This is a genomic window from Falsiroseomonas sp. HC035 (genome assembly GCF_050563525.1).
GTDB lineage: Bacteria > Pseudomonadota > Alphaproteobacteria > Acetobacterales > Acetobacteraceae > Falsiroseomonas.
Genome location: NZ_JBNXUN010000001.1, coordinates 882,428 through 901,387 on the forward strand (window position 1 = coordinate 882,428; position 18,960 = coordinate 901,387).

Here is an 18,960-nt window from a genome sequence, read left to right on the forward strand (position 1 = left end):
GGTTCAGCCGCGCATGATCTGCTCAAGCCGCTGCGCCGTGGTGGAGACCACCGCCGCCATCGGCTCGTTGTTGACGACGTAGCGCTGCACCGCCTCGGCCAGCACGTGGCTCGCGATGATCCGGCCGGCGGAGGTGTTCGGCTTGTGCGAGGTCGATTCCCAGCCGAGGTTGTGGCCCGCTGCGGCGGAAGACGACATCAGGTCGACCTCGGCGCGGTACTTCGTGATCAGCGCGTTCTCCTGGTACTGAGGCATGGCGGAGATCGTCTTCAGTACCGGCAGCACATGCCCCGGCGCCGCATGCAACTGGCGGATGTAGCCATCGGCGCGGAACAGGTGGGCCGCGAAGCGCTTCGCCAGCGCCATGTTCGGCGCCACCTTCGGGATCATGACCGAGGGGAAGTCGTTGAAGGTCCAGTGCGGCACGCTCGTGGAAATAGTGGGGTACTGCGCGCAGGTCACGCTGTCCGCGATGCGCGGGTTCTGCGCGGCGACGTTGGCGAGCACGCGGCCGGTGTAGATGCCGGTGGCGGTGGCGCCGGCGACGAAGGCCGTCAGGCTCTCGCCCCAGGAATAGTTGGTGGCGCCCGGCGGGCAGAACTCCCGCATCGACTTGTAGAACTCCAGCGCGTTACGGAAGCCGTCGCTGTCCACCGCCACCTGCAGGTCCGGCGTGAAGACCTGCCCGCCGGCACCGTGCACGAAGCAGACAAAGATCAGGCTGGTCATCGAGTTGCGCGCATAGGGCAGCGGTGCGCCGAAGACACCGCCGCGCTGCATCTTGCGGCAGGCGTCGCGCAACTCGTCCCAGGTGCGCGGTGGGGCACCGATGCCGGCGGCCTGCATCAGGTCGCGGCGCAGCCACATCATGTTGGCGGCGGAACTGCCCATGCCGGTGCCGGCATACTGGCCGGGCGTGATCTCATAGATGCGGTTGGCACCCTCGTAGTAGTTCGCAGTGCCGACCGCTTCGATGACGTCGTTCATCGGCTCCAGCAGGTTGTTCTGCCAGTAGGTCGCCACCGCGAAATGCGGCAAGTGCGTCACCACGGAGGGCACCTGGCCCGAGGCGAAAGCGGCGGCCATTTGCGCCGGATAACCCTCGTCTGAGGTCGCCTCGAACACCACGCGGACGCCGGGGTTGGCTTCCTCGAAGGTGCGGATCTGGAAGTTGTAGGCTTCGCGCTGCGCCGGCGCGGTCTGCGGCGACCACCAACGCAGTGTCGTCTGCTGCGCCTCGGCGGGGCGCGCCACGGTGCCCGCAATGGCTGCGGCACCCAGTCCCAACCCCAGGCTGCGGCGGCTGAAATCCGTCATGTCTCGTTCCCTCCCTCATGTGGCGTCGCCATCGGCGGCGACCGCCAGGCGAACGAGTGACCGCAGTGTGAAACGCGTTGTGACGCCTCCGCAAGGGGGCAACAGCGTTGACGCCTCAGATTTTCAGCGCCAGTGTTCGCCCAGCGAACAGCCGGAGCCTGCCCGATGGATGATGCGATGCCCCGCGACCTGCACTTGGCGGAGCCGCAGGCGACGCCGCGTGGCGAGGACCGGGAGATCGTGCAATCCGTGCTGCGCGCGCTGGATGTGCTGCGCAGCTTCGACCGCCACACGCCGCGGCAGACGCTTTCCCAGGTGGCGGAACGCACCGGCCTCAGCCGTGCCACGGCGCGCCGCTTCCTGCTGACCTTCCGCCAGGCGGGCTACATGGAACAGGAGGGTGCGCTGTTCCGGCCGACAGCGAAGCTGCTGGAACTCGGCCATTCGGCGGTGGCATCGCTCGGGCTGTGGGACATCGCGCGACCGATCATGGCGGAGCTTGCGGCGAAGCTGGGCGAGGCCGCCTTCGCCGCGGTGCTGGATGGGCAGGATGCACTCTATGTCGCGCATGCGCCCTCCCCCGGCCGCGTGGTTGCGGTGGGCATCGCGGTCGGGCGCCGGCTGCCGGCATATTGCACCTCCGTCGGCCGCGTGCTGCTGGCCGGGCTGCCCGAAGTGGCGCTGGCGCAGGCGCTGGCGACGATGAAGCCGGTGGCCTTCACCGACAACACCGTGACGTCCCGCCCGAAGCTGCGCGGGCTGATCGAGGATGTGCGGCGCGATGGGTGGTCCATCGTCGATGAGGAGTTGGAAGTCGGGCTGCGCTCCGTCTCCGTGCCGTTGCGCGCGCCCGGCGGTGCCGTGATCGCCGCGCTGAACGTCTGCGGCCCGAGCGCGCGGGTGACGCCGGAGGCACTGCACAGCCGCTTCCTGCCGGAGATCCTGGCGGCGGCGGAGCGCATCAACCGGTCGCTGCGGGACTGAAGCGCGCGGCGGTGAAGCGCGCGATATCGAAGCCGGGATCACGGCCTAGCAGAAGCGCCGCCGCCATGGAGGCGACCAGCGGGCCGAGCGTGTAGCCGGCGTCGCCCGGCACCGCGACATGCACCCGAGGCTCTCCGGGCAGCGGGCCAAGGATGCACTGGCCATCCGCGGTGGTATTGACGCCGGCCCAGCTTCGCAGCAGCCGCAGGCCGCCGATCGGCGGCACGATGTGTTGCGCCAGCGACAGGTTTCCGATCAGGGACGCAGGCTCCACCGTCGGGAAATCCTGCGCGCCACTGAACCGCGCCGGCCAGCCGCCACCGATCACGACCTGGCCGGCGGCGAGCTGCTTCAGCGTGATCATGCGCTCCGCATGCTGCACCAGATGCAGGATCAGCGGCGCGGCGGCCTCCGTGATGTTCATGTGCAGCGGCTCCGCCAGCACTGGCACATGCAGGCCAAGCGAGGCGGCGAGGCCCGCGGTGCCGGCGCCCGAGGCCAGCACGGCACGCCCGACCCGCACCACCTCGCCACCGGCACAGTGCAGCAGCAGGGCATCCCGTTGAGGCTCGATGCGCATGACCCGGGTGTGTGCGTGGTGCGGCACGGCGCGCGCGCGCAGGTCGCGACGCAGTGCCTCGTTGGCCAACAGCGGGTTGAGCTTGCCCTCGTCCGCGCAGAATTCCGCGCCGTGCACGGCCTCGGCGAGGTAGGGCGCGATGCGGCGCAGCGCGGCGCGGTCCAGCATTTCCACATCCAGGCCCAGCTCGCGCTCACGGGCACATTTGCGGGCGAGGAATTCGTAATGCTCCGGCGTCTCGCACACCATCAGGCCGCCGGAGCGGCGCAGCTCGAACTCCGCGCCGAGGTCGGCTGCGAGCGCCTGCCAGTTTCGTACGGCGGCGGGATACAGCGGCAGGGAGGCTTCGAGGTTCGGCACCAGTTCCGGATACATGCGCAGGAAGCGCGACTGCATCTGTACGTGCAGGCTGCCAGCATTGGCGGTGGTGCCGGCGTGGTGGCCGGAATCGATCAGCACCACGTCCTGGCCCTCGCGCGCCAGATCGCGCGCCAGGCACAGGCCGATGATGCCGCCGCCGATGATGGCGATGTCGTGCGTCACGCGGTGAGGTCGGAAATGCGGACCGGACGCGTTGGCGCGCGTGGTGCGAAACGCTCGCTGACGCCGAGCAGCTCGGCCAGCAGCGGTGCGCAGGCGCGGCCCTGGCAGCGGCCCATGCCGCAGCGCGTACGCCGCTTCAATTCGCCGAGGTCGCAGGGCAGCGCGGCTTGCACCTCGCCGAGCGTCACCTCCTCGCAGCGGCACAGCACGGTGTCGGGCGTCGACAGCGTCAGGGCCGGGAACGGCGCGGCGAAGACCTGCCAGAGGGCGGACTGGAAGGCGCGGTGGCGCGCCAGGCGGCGGCGCGCGGCGTGGTCTTCGGGAACGGCGTGGCCCAGCAGGCGGGCAGCGGCGAGGCCGGCTAATCGCCCCTCCTCCCGCGCGGCCGGCGCGCCGCCAAGGCCGGTGGCGTCGCCGACGGCGAATAGGTTGGGCGGGCGTCCCTCCGTCTCGAAGGCGCGCAGCAGCGCATCCTCTGGTGCAAACCCGTGGCCGCAAAGCACGGCGTCGACCGTGTAGCAGCGGCCGTCGGACAGTTCGGCGTGCAGCGCACCGTCGCGGGTGACGCGGTGGAGGACGGTGCCGCGCAGCAACGGGATCCGGCGGCGGCGCAACGTCGCCAGCATCGCGGCGCCCTTGGCGGCAAGCGTCGGCGACGCGGCGGCCATGCTGGCAAGCGCGGCGAGCGGTGCGCCACGCGAGGCCTCCGCCACCGCCACCACCTGCGCGCCGCCCGCGGCGAGTTCCAGCGCCACCTGGATGTTCAGCGGCCCGTTGCCGGCGACCAGCACCCGCGTGCCCGGCAGCGTCCGGTGGCTGCGCCACAGCGTCTGCGCCGCGCCCGTCGTCATCACGCCCGGCAGTGTCCAGCCCGGGAAGGCCACGGCGCGTTCGTAGGCGCCGGTTGCGATGACCGCGGTGCGTGGGCGAAGGCGCAGCGTGCGGCTGCCCTGCGTTGCGAGGAACAGCAGCGGCGCGAAGGCGCCCCAGACCTCGACGCCGCCCAGGATGCGCGTGCCGGCCTGCTGCGCCGCGTGCAGCAGCGCGGCGCCTTCGCGCTGCTGCGCATCCAGCAGCGTGTGTCCCGGTGCCGGCTGCTTGTAGTACTGGCCGCCGGGTGTGCTGCGTTCATCCACCAGCAGCACATCAAGGCCGGCGCCACGCGCGGCGATGGCGGCGGACAGGCCGCCGGCGCCGCCCCCGATCACCAGCAGGTCCGGCGTTTCCTCCGGCAGGTCGGCGAAGCCGATGGGAGGTGTGCCGGCCTGGCGCGGCGCGATGGGGGCCGGATGCGGCTGGCGTTGCACCACCATGCCCGGTGCCACCGTGGTCATGCAGGCGCGCCGGTTCGGCAGCCCGTCCACCACCATGACGCAGTCCTGGCAACTGCCCATGCCGCAATACAGCCCACGCCCTTCCGCGCCACGGCGCGTGTCGCGCAGATCCAGCACGCCGGCGGCGGTCAGCGCGGCGGCGAGGCTCTGGCCCTCCCGCGCCGGGATGTCGCGCCCCTCGAAGCGGATCACTCGGCGGCTTGCGACAGGCGGGCGGCGCGCTTGCGCAGATGTGCGCGCCAGGTGGTGGCCCAGCGTGCCGGATCCTCCGGTGCCTCGCTGTCCACGCGGCCGATCGGCGCGTGGTGCGGGGCGGTGCGGACGAGGTCCGGGTTGCTGCGGGCTTCCTCGCAGACCTTGGCGAGAACGTCACACCACAGGTCGATATCCTCCTTCGACCACAGTTCGCCCGCTTCCGGCGTGAAGGGTTCGGGCACCACCCAGGGCTCGTGCGAGAGCCATGGCGCGTCGATGCCGTAGTCGGTCATGCGGTTGCCAACTTCCACCACGCCAATGCCGGTCTCCTCCTTCAGCGGGCCGAGGCCGTAGCGCGTCATCTCCATCCGCCACGCGGTGCCGTTGGGGTTGGAGCGTGCGACGCCGGGAATCGCGAGCAGCTTCTTCTCCATGTAGTTGTTGGCAAGCACGGCAAGGTCCGCCGCTTCGCGAATACCATCGGCCCCCATGCCGCGCGACCACAGGTAGGCGCGCATGACGATGTGCAGGTTGCCAAGGAATTCGCGCACCTTGCCGACGGATTGCGCACGGTCGTGGTCCAGGCGGTAGCGACCATCCTGCTTCACCACCACCGGCTTCGGCAGGAAGGGCAGCAGCTCCGCCGAGCATCCATAGGCACCGACCGCCGGCCCGCCGCCCCCCTTCGGCCCACCGAAAGTCTTGTGCAGCATGAACATGCAGGCGTCGAAGCCGAGTTCGCGCGCGCGGATGCGGCCCATCACGCCGTTGAAGTTCGCGTGGTCGTAGAAGGCGAGCCCGCCGGCCTGCTTCACCAGCGCGACCCATTCGGCGATCTGCGGGTTGTAGACGCCCATGTCGTCGGGGTTGTTGATCATCAGCGCCGCGGTGCGGTTCGACAGCGCCGCCTTCAGCGCCTCGATGGAGGGATAGCCGTTCTCCTCCAGCATCAGCGTCACCACCTTGAAGCCGGCGGTGGCCGCGGTGGCGGGATTGCACGGGTGCGCCTGGATCGAGGTGATGATCTCGTTGCGCTGCTCAAGCTCGCCCTTGGCGGCCAGCCAGCCGCGCGTGACGCAGGCATGGGTGTAGGCGGCATCGGCGCCACCGGCGGCCTGGAAGGTGAAGCCATCCATGCCGGACAGCTCACGCAGGATGAGATCGAAATTGTGCACGATCTCCAGCAGGCCCTGCATCGTGGAGTCGGGCTGCAACGGGTGCATCTCCGCCATCTGCGGCCGCAGGCCGAGTGCCTCGCCGAGGCGCGGGTTGTATTTCATGGTGCAGGTGCCGAACAGGCTGACGCCCATCATGCCAAGCACCTGCTGCGACAGGTGCAGGTAATGGCGCAGCGTGTCGTGTTCCGTCATTTCCGGTAGCGCCGGCTTGCGGGTGCGGCGCATGCCCTTCGGCACCAGCGCGCTGGTGTCGGACTCCGGCTTCGGGAAGACGATGCCACGGCGGCCGGGCGCGCCAAGTTCCATCACCACCGGCTCATGCCACTTCGCTTGCTGGATCGTCTTCATCGCAGAATTTCTCCAAGTGCATCAGCAAGTCTGTCGATGTCCTGGGGCGAGTGGATCTCTGTCACCGCGTAGAGCGCGGACTGGCCGAGTTCGGGAATGTCTACGGAAAGATCCTTGCCGCCGAGGATGCCGCGTTCCAGCAGCGCCGCGTTGACCTGCGCCACTGTCCGATCTGCGAAGGTGACGACGAATTCGCGGAAGAAGCCGCCGGTCCAGCGCACGGATAGGCCGGGGATGGCATCGAGCTTCCGTGCCGCGTCGTGCGAACGGGCCAGGATCAGCTCGCCGAGTTCGGCAAATCCATCCGGCCCCATCAGGGTCATGTAGGCGGCGTTGGAAATGGCGGTGAGATAGACGGAATTGCCGGTCCAGTCCTTGCCTTCCTCCCGCATCCCGTAGCTGGACTGGTGCGAAAGGCTCAGCGCGAAGCCGTGCTCGCCGGGGTTGCTGGTGGTGGTGATCGAGATGTTCAGCGTCGGGTACTCGCGGGCAAACCGTTCCTCGTCCCGCGAGGCGATGAAGCCGCCGGCGCCGCCGCCCGCGCTCATATGCGCGCCGAGCGTCTGCGTGGTGCCGACGACGAGATCCGCGCCGTAGTCGGGCGGCGGCGCCAGCACGCCGAGGCTGATGGGATCGACGCCGGTGATGACGAAGGCGCCGGCCGCATGCGCCAGGCGCGCGATTTCCGCGCCCTGCGTCTCGATCAGGCCGAGGAAGGAGGGGTTCTCGAAATACACCGCCGTGGTGTCGGCATCGAGCTTCGCACGCAGGTCCGCGAGGTCCAGCAGCCCGTCCCGCATCGCGACGGTGACCACCGCGATGCGGCTCGGCATCGCCTCCGGCTCGCAATACTGCCGGATGACGGCCAGGCGTTCCGGGTCCATCCATTCCGGCACGAGCACCGTGCGGCGGCCGTTGATGCGCGACGCCATGCGGATGGCGTTGCCCGCGGCGCAGCCCCAGGAATACACCGGCAGGCCAACATAGTCGCAGGCGACCAGCTCGCCGAGTTGCGAGCAGAACTCGAACCAGGCCTGGTTACGGCCGTGGTCCGACATCGGCGTGCCCCAGACCGAGGTCAGGAATTCGCTGCGCCCCGCAATCTCGTCGCAGATGGCAGGCACATGGTGCTGCCAGATGCCGGCGCCGAGGAAGGAAAGCAGTTCCTCGCAGCTGCGGTTCTTGGCCAGCAGGGACAGCATGTGGCGGCGCAGCTCCGGCTCCGACCGCAGCGCCGGTGGCAAGGCGAAGGCGTGCTTCGTGCGGTGGGCGTCAGGGATCTGCTCGAACAGCGCCTCGATGGAGGGCGCGCCGGTCTCGTGCAGCATGGCGTCCTTGATGGCGGGCACGGAATTAGCCATCCAGGGATGGGCAGTGGTCATGCGGGGCTCCTGTCAGGCGGCGATGCGCAGCATGGCGGTGCGGCCGGGCGCGGTGTGCACAGCGATGTAGCCGGACAGCGCCGCATCCAGCGCCGGCTCCCCGGTGTCGACATGCAGGCAGGCGGGGTCGAGCAGCGCGAGTTTCTGCGCGCCCGCCACCACCATGATGTTCTCCCGCCCGACTCGGCGCAGCACCGCCGGGCTGAGTTGCTGGTTGCCGCGACCGAGCAGGAAGCCCTGGCCGCCGGTGACGCCGAGAATCGCCGTGGCGGGCGCCTGGCCTAGCAGCCGCAACAACTGCGCCTCCGACACATCGGCGGCCAGCAGGCGGCGATCCAGCGCCACGTCGATGCCCATCAAGGTGCCCGCGAATCCCAGCGCCCGCTTGATGCGGCGCGTGGTGGTGCCGCAGCCCAGCAGGTACAGCCGGCCCGGCTGCATCTGCGCGACGATGCGCCGCGACAGGGCCTCCAGCGCCGCCTCATCCGGAACCGAAGCCCCGGCCTTGCACGCCTGCATCAGCGCGCGTTCCCGGGGCACCAGCGCAAATCCGTGCAGGCGCGGGCTGACGCGATCGTCGCGCAGGGCCTCCTCGTCCAGGTCCATGACCTCCGCCTCGCGCAGCAGTCCATCGCGAAGATAGCCCGCGGCGACGCGGCCGGCGGCGGCGGGGCTGGTGGCGAAGACGGCGGATTGCATCTTCACGCCGGTCGGGATGCCGAGAATGGGCAGCGCCATGCCGATGGCGGCCAGCACATCCCGCGCCGTGCCGTCGCCGCCGGCGAACAGCAGCAGGTCCACGCCCGCCCGCTGCATGGCAAGCGCCGCGGCGCGTGTCGCCTCGGCGCCGGTGGCGGAGATGGCCAGGGTGGCGCAGGGCCGGCCCGCGGCGGTGCAGCTTGCGGTGCCCATCGTGCCGGGTGCTGCAAGAAGCTCGAGCCCCTCCGGCAGTTCACGCAGGGCACGCGCCGCGTGTTCGGCGGAGACGGGTTGCGCGCCGAGTTCGCGCGCGCGTGCCAGCGTGGCCGCGCCATCGGTGCCCTTCAGCCCGACCCGCCCGCCCATGCCCGCGATCGGGTTGACGATGACGCCGATCCGCCGCAACCCCACCACTCCCCTGTTCGCAGGCCGAACAGGCCTCTGCACCGCGCACAGTCTGGCGGCGCAGGGCCGGCAGCGCAACCGTTTCCCGCTGGCCGGATGGATGGCGCGGCCCGCAGGCACGGACCCACTAATGTCGGCGCGACCGGTTGAAGAGGCGAGCACCTGCTTCGGCAGCCCGGGCTTCGTTGCAGGCGGCCGGGCCGAGGTGGCCGGCAAGCCGCGGCACCGCCGCGGCGAGGGCGGCGAGGTCGCCATGTTCCGGCACCCTCAGATGTGCCACGCAGACCGCGCCGGTCGCGGTCCAGCCGGCCTCGAAAGCCTGCGTAGGATCATTGGCGGGGTGCTGGATGCCGATGTGGTCGTAGATGTCGATGGCGGTGCCCTCCCGCGTCCAGGCGCGCTCGCCGCCACCATAGGCAGCGCGCAGCATGTTGACGCAGGCGGCGTGATAGGGGGCGAGCGATGCGCCACCCGGCCCGCTGGCCCAAGGGCGATAGCCGAAGCGGATGCATTTGCCGATGCCGCCCGCGGAGCAGGTCAGGCTCAGCGCAACATCACTGCCCGGATAGACCATTCCGAGCCGTTCGCCATCCGGATCGGCTTCGCAGAAGGGCTGCCATGCGCCGTCCGTACCGCGAATGGACATGCCGAACAACCAGACATCATCGGCGGAAACGGTTGGCATCGCACCCGGAACGCCGGCGTCGCGTCGTGCGCTGTCGAGCCGCATCTCGCCGCCATCGAAGCGCAGCACCGCGCCCACCAGGTCGGCGCCGCGCAATACCTGGCCGTTCGACAGGGTGGCACGGAAATCGCCGCCCTCCGCGCGCAGGTCCAGCAGGCGCGGCGGGTCCTGCGCCACCGCCATCCCGCCAAGCAGAAGGGCCGGTAGGCCCAGGCCAGCGAGCGCCCCGGCGTGGCGCCTGCATTCGGGGCGAGGCATGCCGGCGGGCCGGGTCAGCGGGCCTGGAGGACGAGGCCGTTCGGCAGCACCAGGGCCTGGAAATCCGGCGTCGCCGCCTGGGCCCCAGCGCCTTCTCCGCCGTTGGTGCCCAGGCCGTTGAACTTCAGGCCATTGAAATTCAGACCGTTCATCTTGAAGCCATTCATCTTGAAGCCGTTCTCGGCAGTTCCGTTGAATGACAGGCCCTGCAGGACAAGACCCGGACCGGCCATGGCGGGGGTGGCGAGGCCGGCCATCAGGGCGGCGGCGGCAGCAGTGGCAAAGCGGGTCATGGCGTTTCTCCGGTGAGGGATGGCTGCGTGCCGTCCGATCACCGACTTCTCGACCACCTCTGTTTCGTTTTCGTATCACTGCGCGTCCGGATCGGTGATCGTGTGTCGCCATGTTGCGCGGCGGTGGCTGCGGCCCCGCAACACGACGCGGCGGAGTCACCTTGCCGCCATCGGGATTGCTCCGCCTTCCGGTGCCTTGCAGGTCACCTGCCCTGCTTGATATCGATCCTGCGTTGCTGCGCCGTCGCCTCGGCGGATCTCGGGAGGGTGACGGTCAGGACCCCTTTGTCGAAGCTGGCCTCGATGCGTTCGCGGTCCACCCCCCGGGGCAACTGGAAGGATCGACGGAAGGAGCCGAAGCGGCGTTCCGCGCGATGGTAGTTCTCGGTCTTCTCCTCACGCTCGTCCTTCTTCTCGCCCTTGATGGTCAGCACGTCGTCGCTCAGCGCGAGTTCGACGTTGCTCGCATCCAGGCCGGGAAGCTCCGCCTTGATGCGGAACTCCTTTTCCGTCTCGACGACATCGATGGCCGGCGCCGCCATTCCGAAGACGCCGTCGCCACGCCACAGCGGCTGCGGATCCGTGTCGGCCTGCCGCCCCGCGCCAACGGGTCCGACACCGCGCCAGAAACTGTCGAACAGCCGGTCCATCTCATTGCGGAGGGCGGCAAACGGCTGCCACAGACTCTCGGGCCGGCCACTGCCCGGCTGCGGCGGATTGGACTCGGTCTTTGCCACGCCTTGGGTCTCGCTCATTGCATGCATCCTTGTCCCGCTGTTCCTCCGGAGCAAGCCGGCGGCCTGCCGCACGGCATGACTCCGATCTCAGTTCAGGCAAATGCCTCCCGATCCGGCTTGATCCAGGTCAATCGACCGGCGGCGAAGGCATCACGAAGCGGCGAAGGACGCGGACGCTCACGATCCCAGAAGGTGAGATCTGGCATCATGTTTCTGCGATCATGCCCGCGCCTGCGGTGACCCGCACTAGGGTGGTTGCACGCGCCTGCGTGGGAGAGTGCGATGGGCATCAGGGATTTCCTTGTACATCTCGGCACGGACAAGGCCAGCAGCGTCCGGCTCGACTTTGCGGCGGATCTGGCCGAGCGGCTTTCGGCCCACCTGGTCGGCCTGCACGTCATCGACGTCCCGCTGCCGATCCTCGCCGGCGCGGAGTTTGGTGGTGGCGCCGCTGTCGCCGAGATGATCGAGCGGATGCACCGCGACGCGATCGACGCTGCGGCACCGGTCGAGGCGCGGTTCCGCGAGCGGCTGCGCCTGGACACGCTGAGCGGCGCCTGGCGACAGGTCGAGGGCAGCTTGGCGGGGCAGATGGCCCTGCACGGCCGCTACTCCGACCTGATCGTGATGGGCCAGACCGATCCGGACGACGCCGAGACCATCGGCGACTCCGCGATTTACGCCGCCCTGTTCGAAAGCGGGCGACCCGTGCTGCTGCTGCCACGCGTGGGCGCGCCAACCCGCCTGGGCCGCCACGCCCTGATAGCCTGGAATGCGCGGCGGGAGGCGGCGCGCGCTGTGCATGACGCGCTGCCGCTGCTTGCCCTGATGGAGGAGGTGACGGTCCTGACCGTGATGCCTCGGAAGGACGAGGACGGACATGGCGAGCAGCCAGGCGCCGACATTGCCGCCCATCTGGCGCGGCACGGGTTGCGGGTGACGGTGCGCAGCGTTGCCGGGGCCGATGTGACCGTCGGCGACCTGTTGCTGAACGAGGCGGCGGACCTCGGTGCGAACCTGCTGGTCATGGGCGGCTACGGACATTCCCGGTTGCGGGAGTTCATGCTCGGCGGGGCGACGCGCACGATCCTGGCACAGATGACCGTGCCGGTGCTGATCTCGCACTGAGCATGGCCCGCCGTGCCTTTCCGGTCGGGCTGCGGCCACGCTGGCGGCTGGCGCTGCCCCTGCTGCTGTTGAGCACGCCAGGGCGTGCCGTGGCGCGTGACGAGCGCTGCACGAAGGCGCCGCTACGGATCGAGGCCGCCACCGACAACGACCTGATCCATGCCTGCGAGGCCTGGCGCCGGGTCGAAGGGTTCCTGGTCGTGCAGCGTGGGCTTCGGATGACAGCGCCGCTCGACCTGATCTTTGCCGAGCGGGTCGAACTTGATCTTGGAGCGACGACCCTCCGGGTGCTGGGCCGTTACGAACGGAGCCGGCGCATCCTCCGCGTGACGTCGGCGCAGGCGGATTGGCTGCGAGAGCCGGACCGGCTGATGTTTCGTCAGCCCATCGATGCTGAAATGCACACGAGCCTCATCGTGCATGAGCTGGCCCATGCCTTGCTGCTCGACAACTTCCGCGTCGCCGAGCCGGGGCGGGTCTGCAGCGAGTACATGGCGTATGTGGTGCAACTGGCGACCATGCAGCCTGCAACCCTCATGCGCGTGCTGGCGCAATATCCGGAGGACGATTTCGCCTCGCTCGCGGAGATCACGGAGATCGCCCATCTGATGGATCCACATGGCTTCGGCATCCGTGCCTACCGGCACTTCATGCGGGAGGGCCACGCCACGATCCTCGACGACATCCTCGGCGGAAAGGTCGGGACTGATCTTCCGATGTAATCGCGGGCGATGGGCGGCCCACAGACAGGGATGACGTTTCCGCGAGCCTGGTGCGGCGCCGTGCCGAACTTGACAAACCGCAAGGTGGCCGAGGCGGGAGGCTTGCGATGCTGCGGCGGCAACCCAGCCCGTGCGGGTGGAAGGGAGGTGGTGATGATGCGTCGACGCCTGCCTCGGCGGCAGCCCGCCGGCGCGTCAGCGCAGATACGCCTCCGCCGCGTACCGGCGCATCATGCGCTGGCTGTGGAAGCGCGAACCGATGCGGGCGACGGCCTGCTTCATCATCCAGCTCCAGCGGCGCTGGTCGCCGTGCCAAAGCGGCAGCACCGTGCCGCCCAGCTTGGCGTAGAGCGCCTCCGCGTCATGCTCCGCCGGGCCGCTCGGTCCGCCGATGGCCCAGCCGGTCACGCCTTCCTCGCAGGCCTCGGCCCACCAGCCATCAAGGACGCTGAGATTGAGCCCACCGTTGAGGGCTGCCTTCATGCCGCTGGTGCCGGACGCCTCCAGCGGCGGCAGTGGCGTGTTCAGCCAGATGTCGGCACCAGCCACCATGATCCTGGCCAGCCCCAGGTCGTAGCCGGGCAGGAAGGCTGCCGGCACGGCGCCGTCCAGCGCGCGGATCGCGGCATGGATCTCCGCGATGAGCTTGCGACCGGCCGTGTCGCGCGGATGCGCCTTGCCGCCGATGAGGATCTGGAACGGTGTCCGTGCCGCAATGGACCGCAGCTGCGCCAGGTCCGTGAACAGCAACTCCGGCCGCTTGTAGCCGGTCATCCGCCTGGCATAGGCCAGGATGGGCAGGTCGGGACGCAGTCTGATGCCGGTACCGCGCTCCACCTCCTGCAACAGCGCCGCCTTCGCCGTCGCACGCGCGGCCCGGATCGCCTCGTCCGACAGCGCATCGGCGCGCAGGAGCAGGTCCGGGTCGTGCGCCCAGCCAGGCGCGACCCCGTCGTACAGCCGCGCGAAGGCGGGATGCGCCCAGGTCGGCGCGTGAACGCCGTTGGTGATGGCTCGGATGCGGTAGTCGGGAAACATGCGCCGCGCCGTCTCGGCGTGCCGCATTGCGACGCCATTGACCCAGGCGCTCATGCTGAGCGCGAGCCTGGTCATGTTCAGGTGGTCAGGCCCGGCCAGCAGGCGAAGCTGGTCCGGCTCGAAGAAGTCGCCGAGGACCTCCGCCACCAGGTCATAGGGGAAGCGGTCGTGCCCGGCTTCGACCGGCGTGTGGGTGGTGAAGATGCACCGCTCCCGCACCGGATCGAGGTCGTACAGCAGCGGGCCTTCCAGGGGCTGGTCGCCGGTGGCGCGGCGGTAGCGGCGCAGCAGCGACAGCGGCAGCAACGCGGCGTGGCCCTCGTTCATGTGCCAGGTCACGATCTCGAAGCCGAGCGCGCGCAGCAGGTGCTCGCCGCCGATGCCGAGCACGGCCTCCTGCTTCAGCCGCATCGCAACATCGCCGCCGTACAGCCGATCGGTGATGGTCCGATCGCGTGGATCGTTCTGCTCAAGGCGCGTGTCGAGCAGGATGATCGGCACGCAGCCGCCATGCGGGCAAGCCAAAGGATACAGCCAGGGGCGGACCCAGACCTGGCGCCCCTCCAGGCGTATGGCGGCCATGGCATCCAGCGGCGTTGCATGCGCCGCCAGGTCCCACGGCTCGGCGTGCTCGACCTGCGTGCCGTCGGCTGCGATCTCCTGCCGGAAGTAGCCCTCTCGGCTGGCCAGGGTGACGAAGACGACGGGCAGTTCCAGGTCGGCGCAGGACCGCGCGGTATCGCCCGCCAGCACGCCGAGGCCGCCGGCGTAGGTCGGGATCGCCGGGTCCAGCGCCATTTCCATCGACAGGTAGGCGATGCGTGTCCGCGCGACGAAGCGATCGAGGGGCGGCACCTGGCGGATCTCCTTGCGGATGGACCGGCGTATCCGCCGGGGCTGCACATGGTGGACCGCCGCCGCGGCCGCGGCGCAGACAACGCCGCGGCACTCGCCAGGATGTGAAACAAGTGGAGGACGACAGGACGATGAGCCTCGAGAGCATGCGCCCCCCGGTTGCCATCCCGCTGCCCGTACCGGGCCTGGACTCGGATGGGGCGGCTGCGGACATGGGAGGTGACGGACGGCTGGACCGCAGGACGCGGGCCTTGATCGGGCTGGCCGTGGCGGCCGCGCTGCGCAGCGACGCGCAACTTCTGCGTTGGGTGGCCGAAGCGCGTTGCGCGGGAACGCCACGGGATGAGGTTGCGGCCGCCTTGCTCGCCGCGGTTCCTGCCGCGGGCGCCGAGGTGCTGGCGATGCTGGCACCCGCGCTGCGGGCCTTCGACGAGCCTTATCAGCGTGGCCAGGACTGAGGCGTTCGGGACGGGGCACGACGTCGCAGGGGAGAACTCGGATGCCGCAGGAACTTGTGGTCTGGTTCGAAGAACTCGGCGTGGCCGATGTGCCGCGGGTCGGCGGCAAGAATGCGTCGTTGGGTGAATTGACGCGGGCGCTCGCCGCCGCCGGGGTTCAGGTTCCGGCCGGCTTCGCCACGACGGCCACTGCCTACCAGGCCTATGTTGCCGCCAACAATATCGCCGCGCCGATGCAGCAGAGGCTCGCCGCCTTCCGCGCCGGCAGTGCCAGCCTACAGGAGACAGGCGATGCGATCCGCCACCTGTTCCTCGACGGCGAGATGCCGCGGGACCTCGCCGAGGCCATCCGCGCCGCGTACCGCGCACTCGCCGATCGGCAGGGTGACACGACGCCCTCTGTCGCCGTGCGCAGCAGCGCCACGGCCGAGGACCTGCCCACCGCGAGCTTCGCCGGCCAGCAGGAATCCTTCCTGAATGTGCGTGGCGAGACGGCGCTGATGGAGACCTGCCGGCGCTGCTACGCATCGCTGTTCACCGACCGCGCCATCGCCTACCGCGAGGCGCAGGGCTTCGACCACATGACGGTCGCGCTGTCGATCGGCGTCCAGGTGATGGTGCGCTCGGACCTGGCGGGATCGGGCGTGATGTTCACGCTGGACACCGAAACCGGTTTCCCCGGCGTCGTCGTCATCAGCGCCGCCTGGGGCCTGGGCGAGACGGTGGTGCAGGGTACGGTCGAGCCGGACAAGTTCACCATCTTCAAGCCGCTGCTCGACAACCCGCGCAGCAGTCCGCTCATCGAGCGGACGCGCGGCGCCAAGCAGCACAAGATGGTCTACGCCACCGGCGGCAGCGCGCGGACCGTGCTGATCGAGACCACGCGGCGGGAGCGTGAGGCCCTCGTGCTGGAAGCGGCGGAAGCGCTGCAGCTGGCACGATGGGCGGTGGCCGTGGAACGGCATTACGGCCGGCCCATGGACCTCGAATGGGCGAAGGATGGCGAAACCGGCGCGTTGTTCATCGTGCAGGCGCGGCCGGAGACGGTGCAGGCGCGTCGCGTCGGCCCGCTGCGGCGGTGGAATCTGCGGGCGCATCGCGCGCGGCCGATCCTGACTGGCTCCGCGGTGGGCGAGGCGATCGCCGCCGCCGAGGCCTGCGTCATCCGCAGTGCGGATGACATCACCCGCTTCCGCGACGGCGCCATCCTGGTGACGGAGGCGACTGACCCGGACTGGGTTCCCATCATGCGTCGCGCCGCCGGGATCGTGACGGATCACGGCGGCACCACCAGCCACGCCGCGATCGTCAGCCGTGAGCTTGGCGTGCCGGCCGTGGTAGGCACCGGACGTGCCACCGCCGAAATCAAGGATGGCCAGGCCATCACCCTGTCCTGCGCCGAGGGCGATGAGGGACGCGTCTATGACGGCAGGCTGGAGTTCAGCTCGACCGAGCTCGATATCGATACCCTGCCGCGCACGCGCACCGCGCTGATGCTGAACCTGGCCAACCCCGCCACGGCACTGCGCTGGTGGCGCCTGCCGGCGGCCGGGGTCGGCCTCGCGCGCATGGAGTTCATCGTCAACGACCACATCCGCATCCATCCCATGGCGCTGGTGCGCTTCGAGACGCTGCGCGACGCCGAGGCGAAGCGGCAGATCGAGGCGATGACGGCAGGCTGGGCCGACAAGACGGAGTACTTCGTTGATCGCCTGGCGCATGGCATCGCGCGGCTCGCGGCACCGTTCCATCCGAACCCGGTCATCCTTCGCCTATCCGACTTCAAGAGCAACGAATACGCCCACCTGCTCGGCGGCGCCGAATTCGAGCCGGTGGAAGAGAACCCGATGCTCGGGCTGCGCGGCGCCTCCCGCTACTATTCGGACCGCTACCGGGAGGGCTTCGCGCTGGAATGCCGCGCCATCCGCCGGGTGCGGGAGGAGATCGGGCTGCGCAACCTGGTCGTCATGGTGCCGTTCTGCCGCAGCCCAGCCGAGGCGGACCGTGTGCTGGCCGAAATGGCGCGGCACGGCCTGCATCGCGGCGTGGATGGTCTGCAGGTCTATGTGATGTGCGAGATCCCCTCGAACGTCATCCTGGCCGAGGACTTCGCCGCGCGCTTCGACGGCTTCTCCATCGGCTCCAACGACCTGACGCAGCTCGTGCTCGGCGTGGATCGCGATTCGGCGGAGCTGGCGCCGCTGTTCGATGAACGGGACGCGGCGGTGAAGCGCATGATCGCGGATGTGATCCGGCGCGCCCATGCCTGCGGCGCCAAGGTCGGCATCTGCGGCGAGGCGCCCAGCAACCACCCGGACTTCGCTGAATTCCTGGTTGAGCACGGCATCGATTCCATATCGCTGAATCCCGACAGCTTCGCCGGCACGCTGCGCCGGGTGGCGGAGGCGGAGGCGCGCCTGGGCATTGCAACGGGAGACACACCATGACGACGCAGAGCGTGCTGGCCGAAGTCGCGGCGGAGCGGACGCGGCAAGATGCGCAGTGGGGCGGCGCGGCGCGTGACGATGCGATGCCGGTTCCCGCCTTCGTGCAGTTGATGGGCGACTACGCCGGCTGGGCACGGGTGAAGGCGCGCGAGGGCTCGCTGGTGGAGGCGCGGCAGCGGCTGGTGCAGGTGGCGGCGCTGGCGGTGGCGGCGGTGGAATCGCTGGATCGTCGCAGCGGCGGGCGGGGGGAGGCGGCGCCGCCCGCTGAAACCGCGCCGGTCTCAGCCGACACCACCGCAGGACGCGACGAGGGGTTGAATTGGGAGTGAGCACCGCGCGCCCGGGATCTCCGGGGCGGTGAGGCGCGGGCCGAAGCTTCTGCTCGCCATGATCGTGCTCGGCGTCATGCTGGCTGCCGGTGGCTGGTCCTGGTGGCAGGGACGCCAGGCGCGGCTGCCGGAGGGCATCGCCTTCGGCAATGGCCGGCTGGAGGCGGAACAGGTGGACGTGGCCACGCAATACGCCGGGCGCGTGGTCGAGATCCTGGCGCGGGAAGGCGAGATGGTGGAGGCAGGCCAAGTCCTGGCCCGCATGGACACGGCGGAGCTTGAGGCCCAGCTCCGCCAGGCCGAGGCCGAGGTCCGGCGCTTCCGCCACTCGGTCGAGGAAGCGCTGGCGCTGCTTGAGCAACGGCGTGGCGAGGCCTTGCTGGCGGCCCGCAACCTCGACCGGACCCTGCGCCTGGCATCGCAGGGCCATGCGCCGCAGCAGACCGTGGACCGGCAGCGGACCGAGGCGCGCTCGGCCGAGGCGGCGCGCGATGCGGCGGCACGGCACGTCGAGGCGCTGCGGGACGCGGTGGAGGCCGCGGAGGCCGGCGTGCAGCGGCTGGACCAGCAGATCCGGGACGCCTCGCTGCGGGCGCCGCGCACCGGCCGGGTGCAGTATCGCCTGGCGCAGCCGGGGGAGGTGCTGGCCCCCGGCGGCAAGCTGTTGACCATCCTGGACCTCGGCGATGTCCACATGACGATCTTCCTGCCCGCCAGGGCGGCCGGGCGTTTGGCAATTGGGGCGGAGGCGCGGCTGGTGCTGGACGCGGTGCCGGAGACGCCCCTGCCCGGCCGCGTCTCCTTCGTCGCCGCCCGCGCGCAGTTCACGCCGCGCCAGGTCGAGACACGGGAGGAGCGGGAGAACCTGATGTACCGCGTGCGGGTGAAGCTGCCGCCGGCGCTGCTGCGGCGCTACGAGGACCAGGTGAAGGTCGGCATCACCGGCCTCGCCTATGTGCGGCTGGACCCGGAGACCAGGTGGCCGGACCACCTGCAGTCCCGCCTGACCGAAGCCGACTGGTGGGGCGGGTGAGCGGGACGCCCG

Annotated in this window: 17 protein-coding genes; 7 read left to right on the forward strand and 10 right to left on the reverse strand. The window is 70.0% G+C overall.

What is annotated here, in order from left to right:
* Positions 1–3: 3 nt before the first annotated feature.
* The gene (locus ACLF3G_RS04350) at positions 4–1,317 is read right to left on the reverse strand and encodes an ABC transporter substrate-binding protein (protein ID WP_430668096.1); all 1,314 of its coding nucleotides are present in this window, start codon (positions 1,315–1,317) and stop codon (positions 4–6) included.
* A gap of 165 nt (positions 1,318–1,482) precedes the next feature.
* On the opposite strand from ACLF3G_RS04350, the gene ACLF3G_RS04355 reads away from it, so the two are divergent.
* On the forward strand, positions 1,483–2,301 hold the full coding sequence (locus ACLF3G_RS04355) for an IclR family transcriptional regulator domain-containing protein (RefSeq protein ID WP_430668097.1): 819 nt from the start codon (positions 1,483–1,485) through the stop codon (positions 2,299–2,301).
* On the opposite strand, the gene ACLF3G_RS04360 is transcribed toward ACLF3G_RS04355, so the two are convergent.
* The 8 genes from ACLF3G_RS04360 to ACLF3G_RS04395 form a co-directional block, all read right to left on the reverse strand.
* Positions 2,279–3,424: an NAD(P)/FAD-dependent oxidoreductase gene (locus ACLF3G_RS04360; protein ID WP_430668098.1), complete on the reverse strand. Its 1,146-nt coding sequence runs from the start codon at positions 3,422–3,424 to the stop codon at positions 2,279–2,281. The genes ACLF3G_RS04355 and ACLF3G_RS04360 overlap by 23 nt on opposite strands.
* On the reverse strand, positions 3,421–4,950 hold the full coding sequence (locus tag ACLF3G_RS04365) for a 2Fe-2S iron-sulfur cluster-binding protein (protein ID WP_430668099.1): 1,530 nt from the start codon (positions 4,948–4,950) through the stop codon (positions 3,421–3,423). Before ACLF3G_RS04365 ends, ACLF3G_RS04360 begins: the two co-directional genes overlap by 4 nt.
* Positions 4,947–6,479, reverse strand: a complete 1,533-nt coding sequence (gene gcvPB / locus ACLF3G_RS04370) for an aminomethyl-transferring glycine dehydrogenase subunit GcvPB (RefSeq protein ID WP_430668100.1) — start codon at positions 6,477–6,479, stop codon at positions 4,947–4,949. The genes ACLF3G_RS04365 and gcvPB overlap by 4 nt, the downstream gene beginning before the upstream one ends.
* Positions 6,476–7,861: an aminomethyl-transferring glycine dehydrogenase subunit GcvPA gene (gcvPA, locus tag ACLF3G_RS04375; protein ID WP_430668101.1), complete on the reverse strand. Its 1,386-nt coding sequence runs from the start codon at positions 7,859–7,861 to the stop codon at positions 6,476–6,478. Before gcvPA ends, gcvPB begins: the two co-directional genes overlap by 4 nt.
* A gap of 12 nt (positions 7,862–7,873) precedes the next feature.
* A complete protein-coding gene (locus tag ACLF3G_RS04380; protein ID WP_430668102.1) occupies positions 7,874–8,965 on the reverse strand; it encodes an ATP-NAD kinase family protein in 1,092 nt (363 codons plus the stop codon).
* A gap of 127 nt (positions 8,966–9,092) precedes the next feature.
* The gene (locus ACLF3G_RS04385; protein ID WP_430668103.1) at positions 9,093–9,908 is read right to left on the reverse strand and encodes an ADYC domain-containing protein; all 816 of its coding nucleotides are present in this window, start codon (positions 9,906–9,908) and stop codon (positions 9,093–9,095) included.
* A gap of 14 nt (positions 9,909–9,922) precedes the next feature.
* A complete protein-coding gene (locus ACLF3G_RS04390) occupies positions 9,923–10,258 on the reverse strand; it encodes a hypothetical protein (RefSeq protein WP_430668104.1) in 336 nt (111 codons plus the stop codon).
* A gap of 146 nt (positions 10,259–10,404) precedes the next feature.
* Positions 10,405–10,956, reverse strand: a complete 552-nt coding sequence (locus tag ACLF3G_RS04395) for an Hsp20/alpha crystallin family protein (protein WP_430668105.1) — start codon at positions 10,954–10,956, stop codon at positions 10,405–10,407.
* Positions 10,957–11,220: 264 nt separating this feature from the next.
* On the opposite strand from ACLF3G_RS04395, the gene ACLF3G_RS04400 reads away from it, so the two are divergent.
* Together ACLF3G_RS04400 and ACLF3G_RS04405 are read left to right on the forward strand one after the other, a co-directional pair.
* Entirely contained in the window at positions 11,221–12,066 is an 846-nt protein-coding gene (locus tag ACLF3G_RS04400) for a universal stress protein (protein WP_430668106.1), read from the forward strand.
* A 2-nt stretch (positions 12,067–12,068) separates the two neighbouring features.
* The gene (locus ACLF3G_RS04405; RefSeq protein ID WP_430668107.1) at positions 12,069–12,788 is read left to right on the forward strand and encodes a DUF6639 family protein; all 720 of its coding nucleotides are present in this window, start codon (positions 12,069–12,071) and stop codon (positions 12,786–12,788) included.
* A 195-nt stretch (positions 12,789–12,983) separates the two neighbouring features.
* Here ACLF3G_RS04405 and glgP read toward each other — a convergent pair whose 3' ends face one another.
* Complete coding sequence (gene glgP / locus ACLF3G_RS04410; protein ID WP_430668108.1) at positions 12,984–14,681, reverse strand: alpha-glucan family phosphorylase; 1,698 nt, start codon at positions 14,679–14,681, stop codon at positions 12,984–12,986.
* A 212-nt stretch (positions 14,682–14,893) separates the two neighbouring features.
* Between glgP and ACLF3G_RS04415 the strand changes: the two genes are divergently transcribed.
* The 4 genes from ACLF3G_RS04415 to ACLF3G_RS04430 are packed head-to-tail and all read left to right on the forward strand — an operon-like array spanning position 14,894 to position 18,948.
* Positions 14,894–15,139: a carboxymuconolactone decarboxylase family protein gene (locus ACLF3G_RS04415; protein ID WP_430668138.1), complete on the forward strand. Its 246-nt coding sequence runs from the start codon at positions 14,894–14,896 to the stop codon at positions 15,137–15,139.
* Positions 15,140–15,180: 41 nt separating this feature from the next.
* A complete protein-coding gene (gene ppsA / locus ACLF3G_RS04420) occupies positions 15,181–17,586 on the forward strand; it encodes a phosphoenolpyruvate synthase (RefSeq protein ID WP_430668109.1) in 2,406 nt (801 codons plus the stop codon).
* The gene (locus ACLF3G_RS04425) at positions 17,583–17,915 is read left to right on the forward strand and encodes a hypothetical protein (protein ID WP_430668110.1); all 333 of its coding nucleotides are present in this window, start codon (positions 17,583–17,585) and stop codon (positions 17,913–17,915) included. The genes ppsA and ACLF3G_RS04425 overlap by 4 nt, the downstream gene beginning before the upstream one ends.
* Before the next feature lie 28 nt (positions 17,916–17,943).
* On the forward strand, positions 17,944–18,948 hold the full coding sequence (locus ACLF3G_RS04430) for an HlyD family secretion protein (RefSeq protein WP_430668111.1): 1,005 nt from the start codon (positions 17,944–17,946) through the stop codon (positions 18,946–18,948).
* The last annotated feature ends 12 nt before the right edge of the window (positions 18,949–18,960 follow it).

Excerpts from the sequence above, each read along its gene's own strand:
- ACLF3G_RS04350 (WP_430668096.1), bottom strand. The coding sequence starts at position 1,317 with ATGACGGATTTCAGCCGCCGCAGCCTGGGGTTGGGACTGGGTGCCGCA.
- ACLF3G_RS04355 (WP_430668097.1), top strand. The coding sequence starts at position 1,483 with ATGGATGATGCGATGCCCCGCGACCTGCACTTGGCGGAGCCGCAGGCG.
- gcvPB (WP_430668100.1), bottom strand. The coding sequence starts at position 6,479 with ATGAAGACGATCCAGCAAGCGAAGTGGCATGAGCCGGTGGTGATGGAA.
- gcvPA (WP_430668101.1), bottom strand. The coding sequence starts at position 7,861 with ATGACCACTGCCCATCCCTGGATGGCTAATTCCGTGCCCGCCATCAAG.
- ACLF3G_RS04385 (WP_430668103.1), bottom strand. The coding sequence starts at position 9,908 with ATGCCTCGCCCCGAATGCAGGCGCCACGCCGGGGCGCTCGCTGGCCTG.
- ACLF3G_RS04395 (WP_430668105.1), bottom strand. The coding sequence starts at position 10,956 with ATGAGCGAGACCCAAGGCGTGGCAAAGACCGAGTCCAATCCGCCGCAG.
- ACLF3G_RS04400 (WP_430668106.1), top strand. The coding sequence starts at position 11,221 with ATGGGCATCAGGGATTTCCTTGTACATCTCGGCACGGACAAGGCCAGC.
- ACLF3G_RS04405 (WP_430668107.1), top strand. The coding sequence starts at position 12,069 with ATGGCCCGCCGTGCCTTTCCGGTCGGGCTGCGGCCACGCTGGCGGCTG.
- ACLF3G_RS04415 (WP_430668138.1), top strand. The coding sequence starts at position 14,894 with ATGGGAGGTGACGGACGGCTGGACCGCAGGACGCGGGCCTTGATCGGG.
- ppsA (WP_430668109.1), top strand. The coding sequence starts at position 15,181 with ATGCCGCAGGAACTTGTGGTCTGGTTCGAAGAACTCGGCGTGGCCGAT.
- ACLF3G_RS04425 (WP_430668110.1), top strand. The coding sequence starts at position 17,583 with ATGACGACGCAGAGCGTGCTGGCCGAAGTCGCGGCGGAGCGGACGCGG.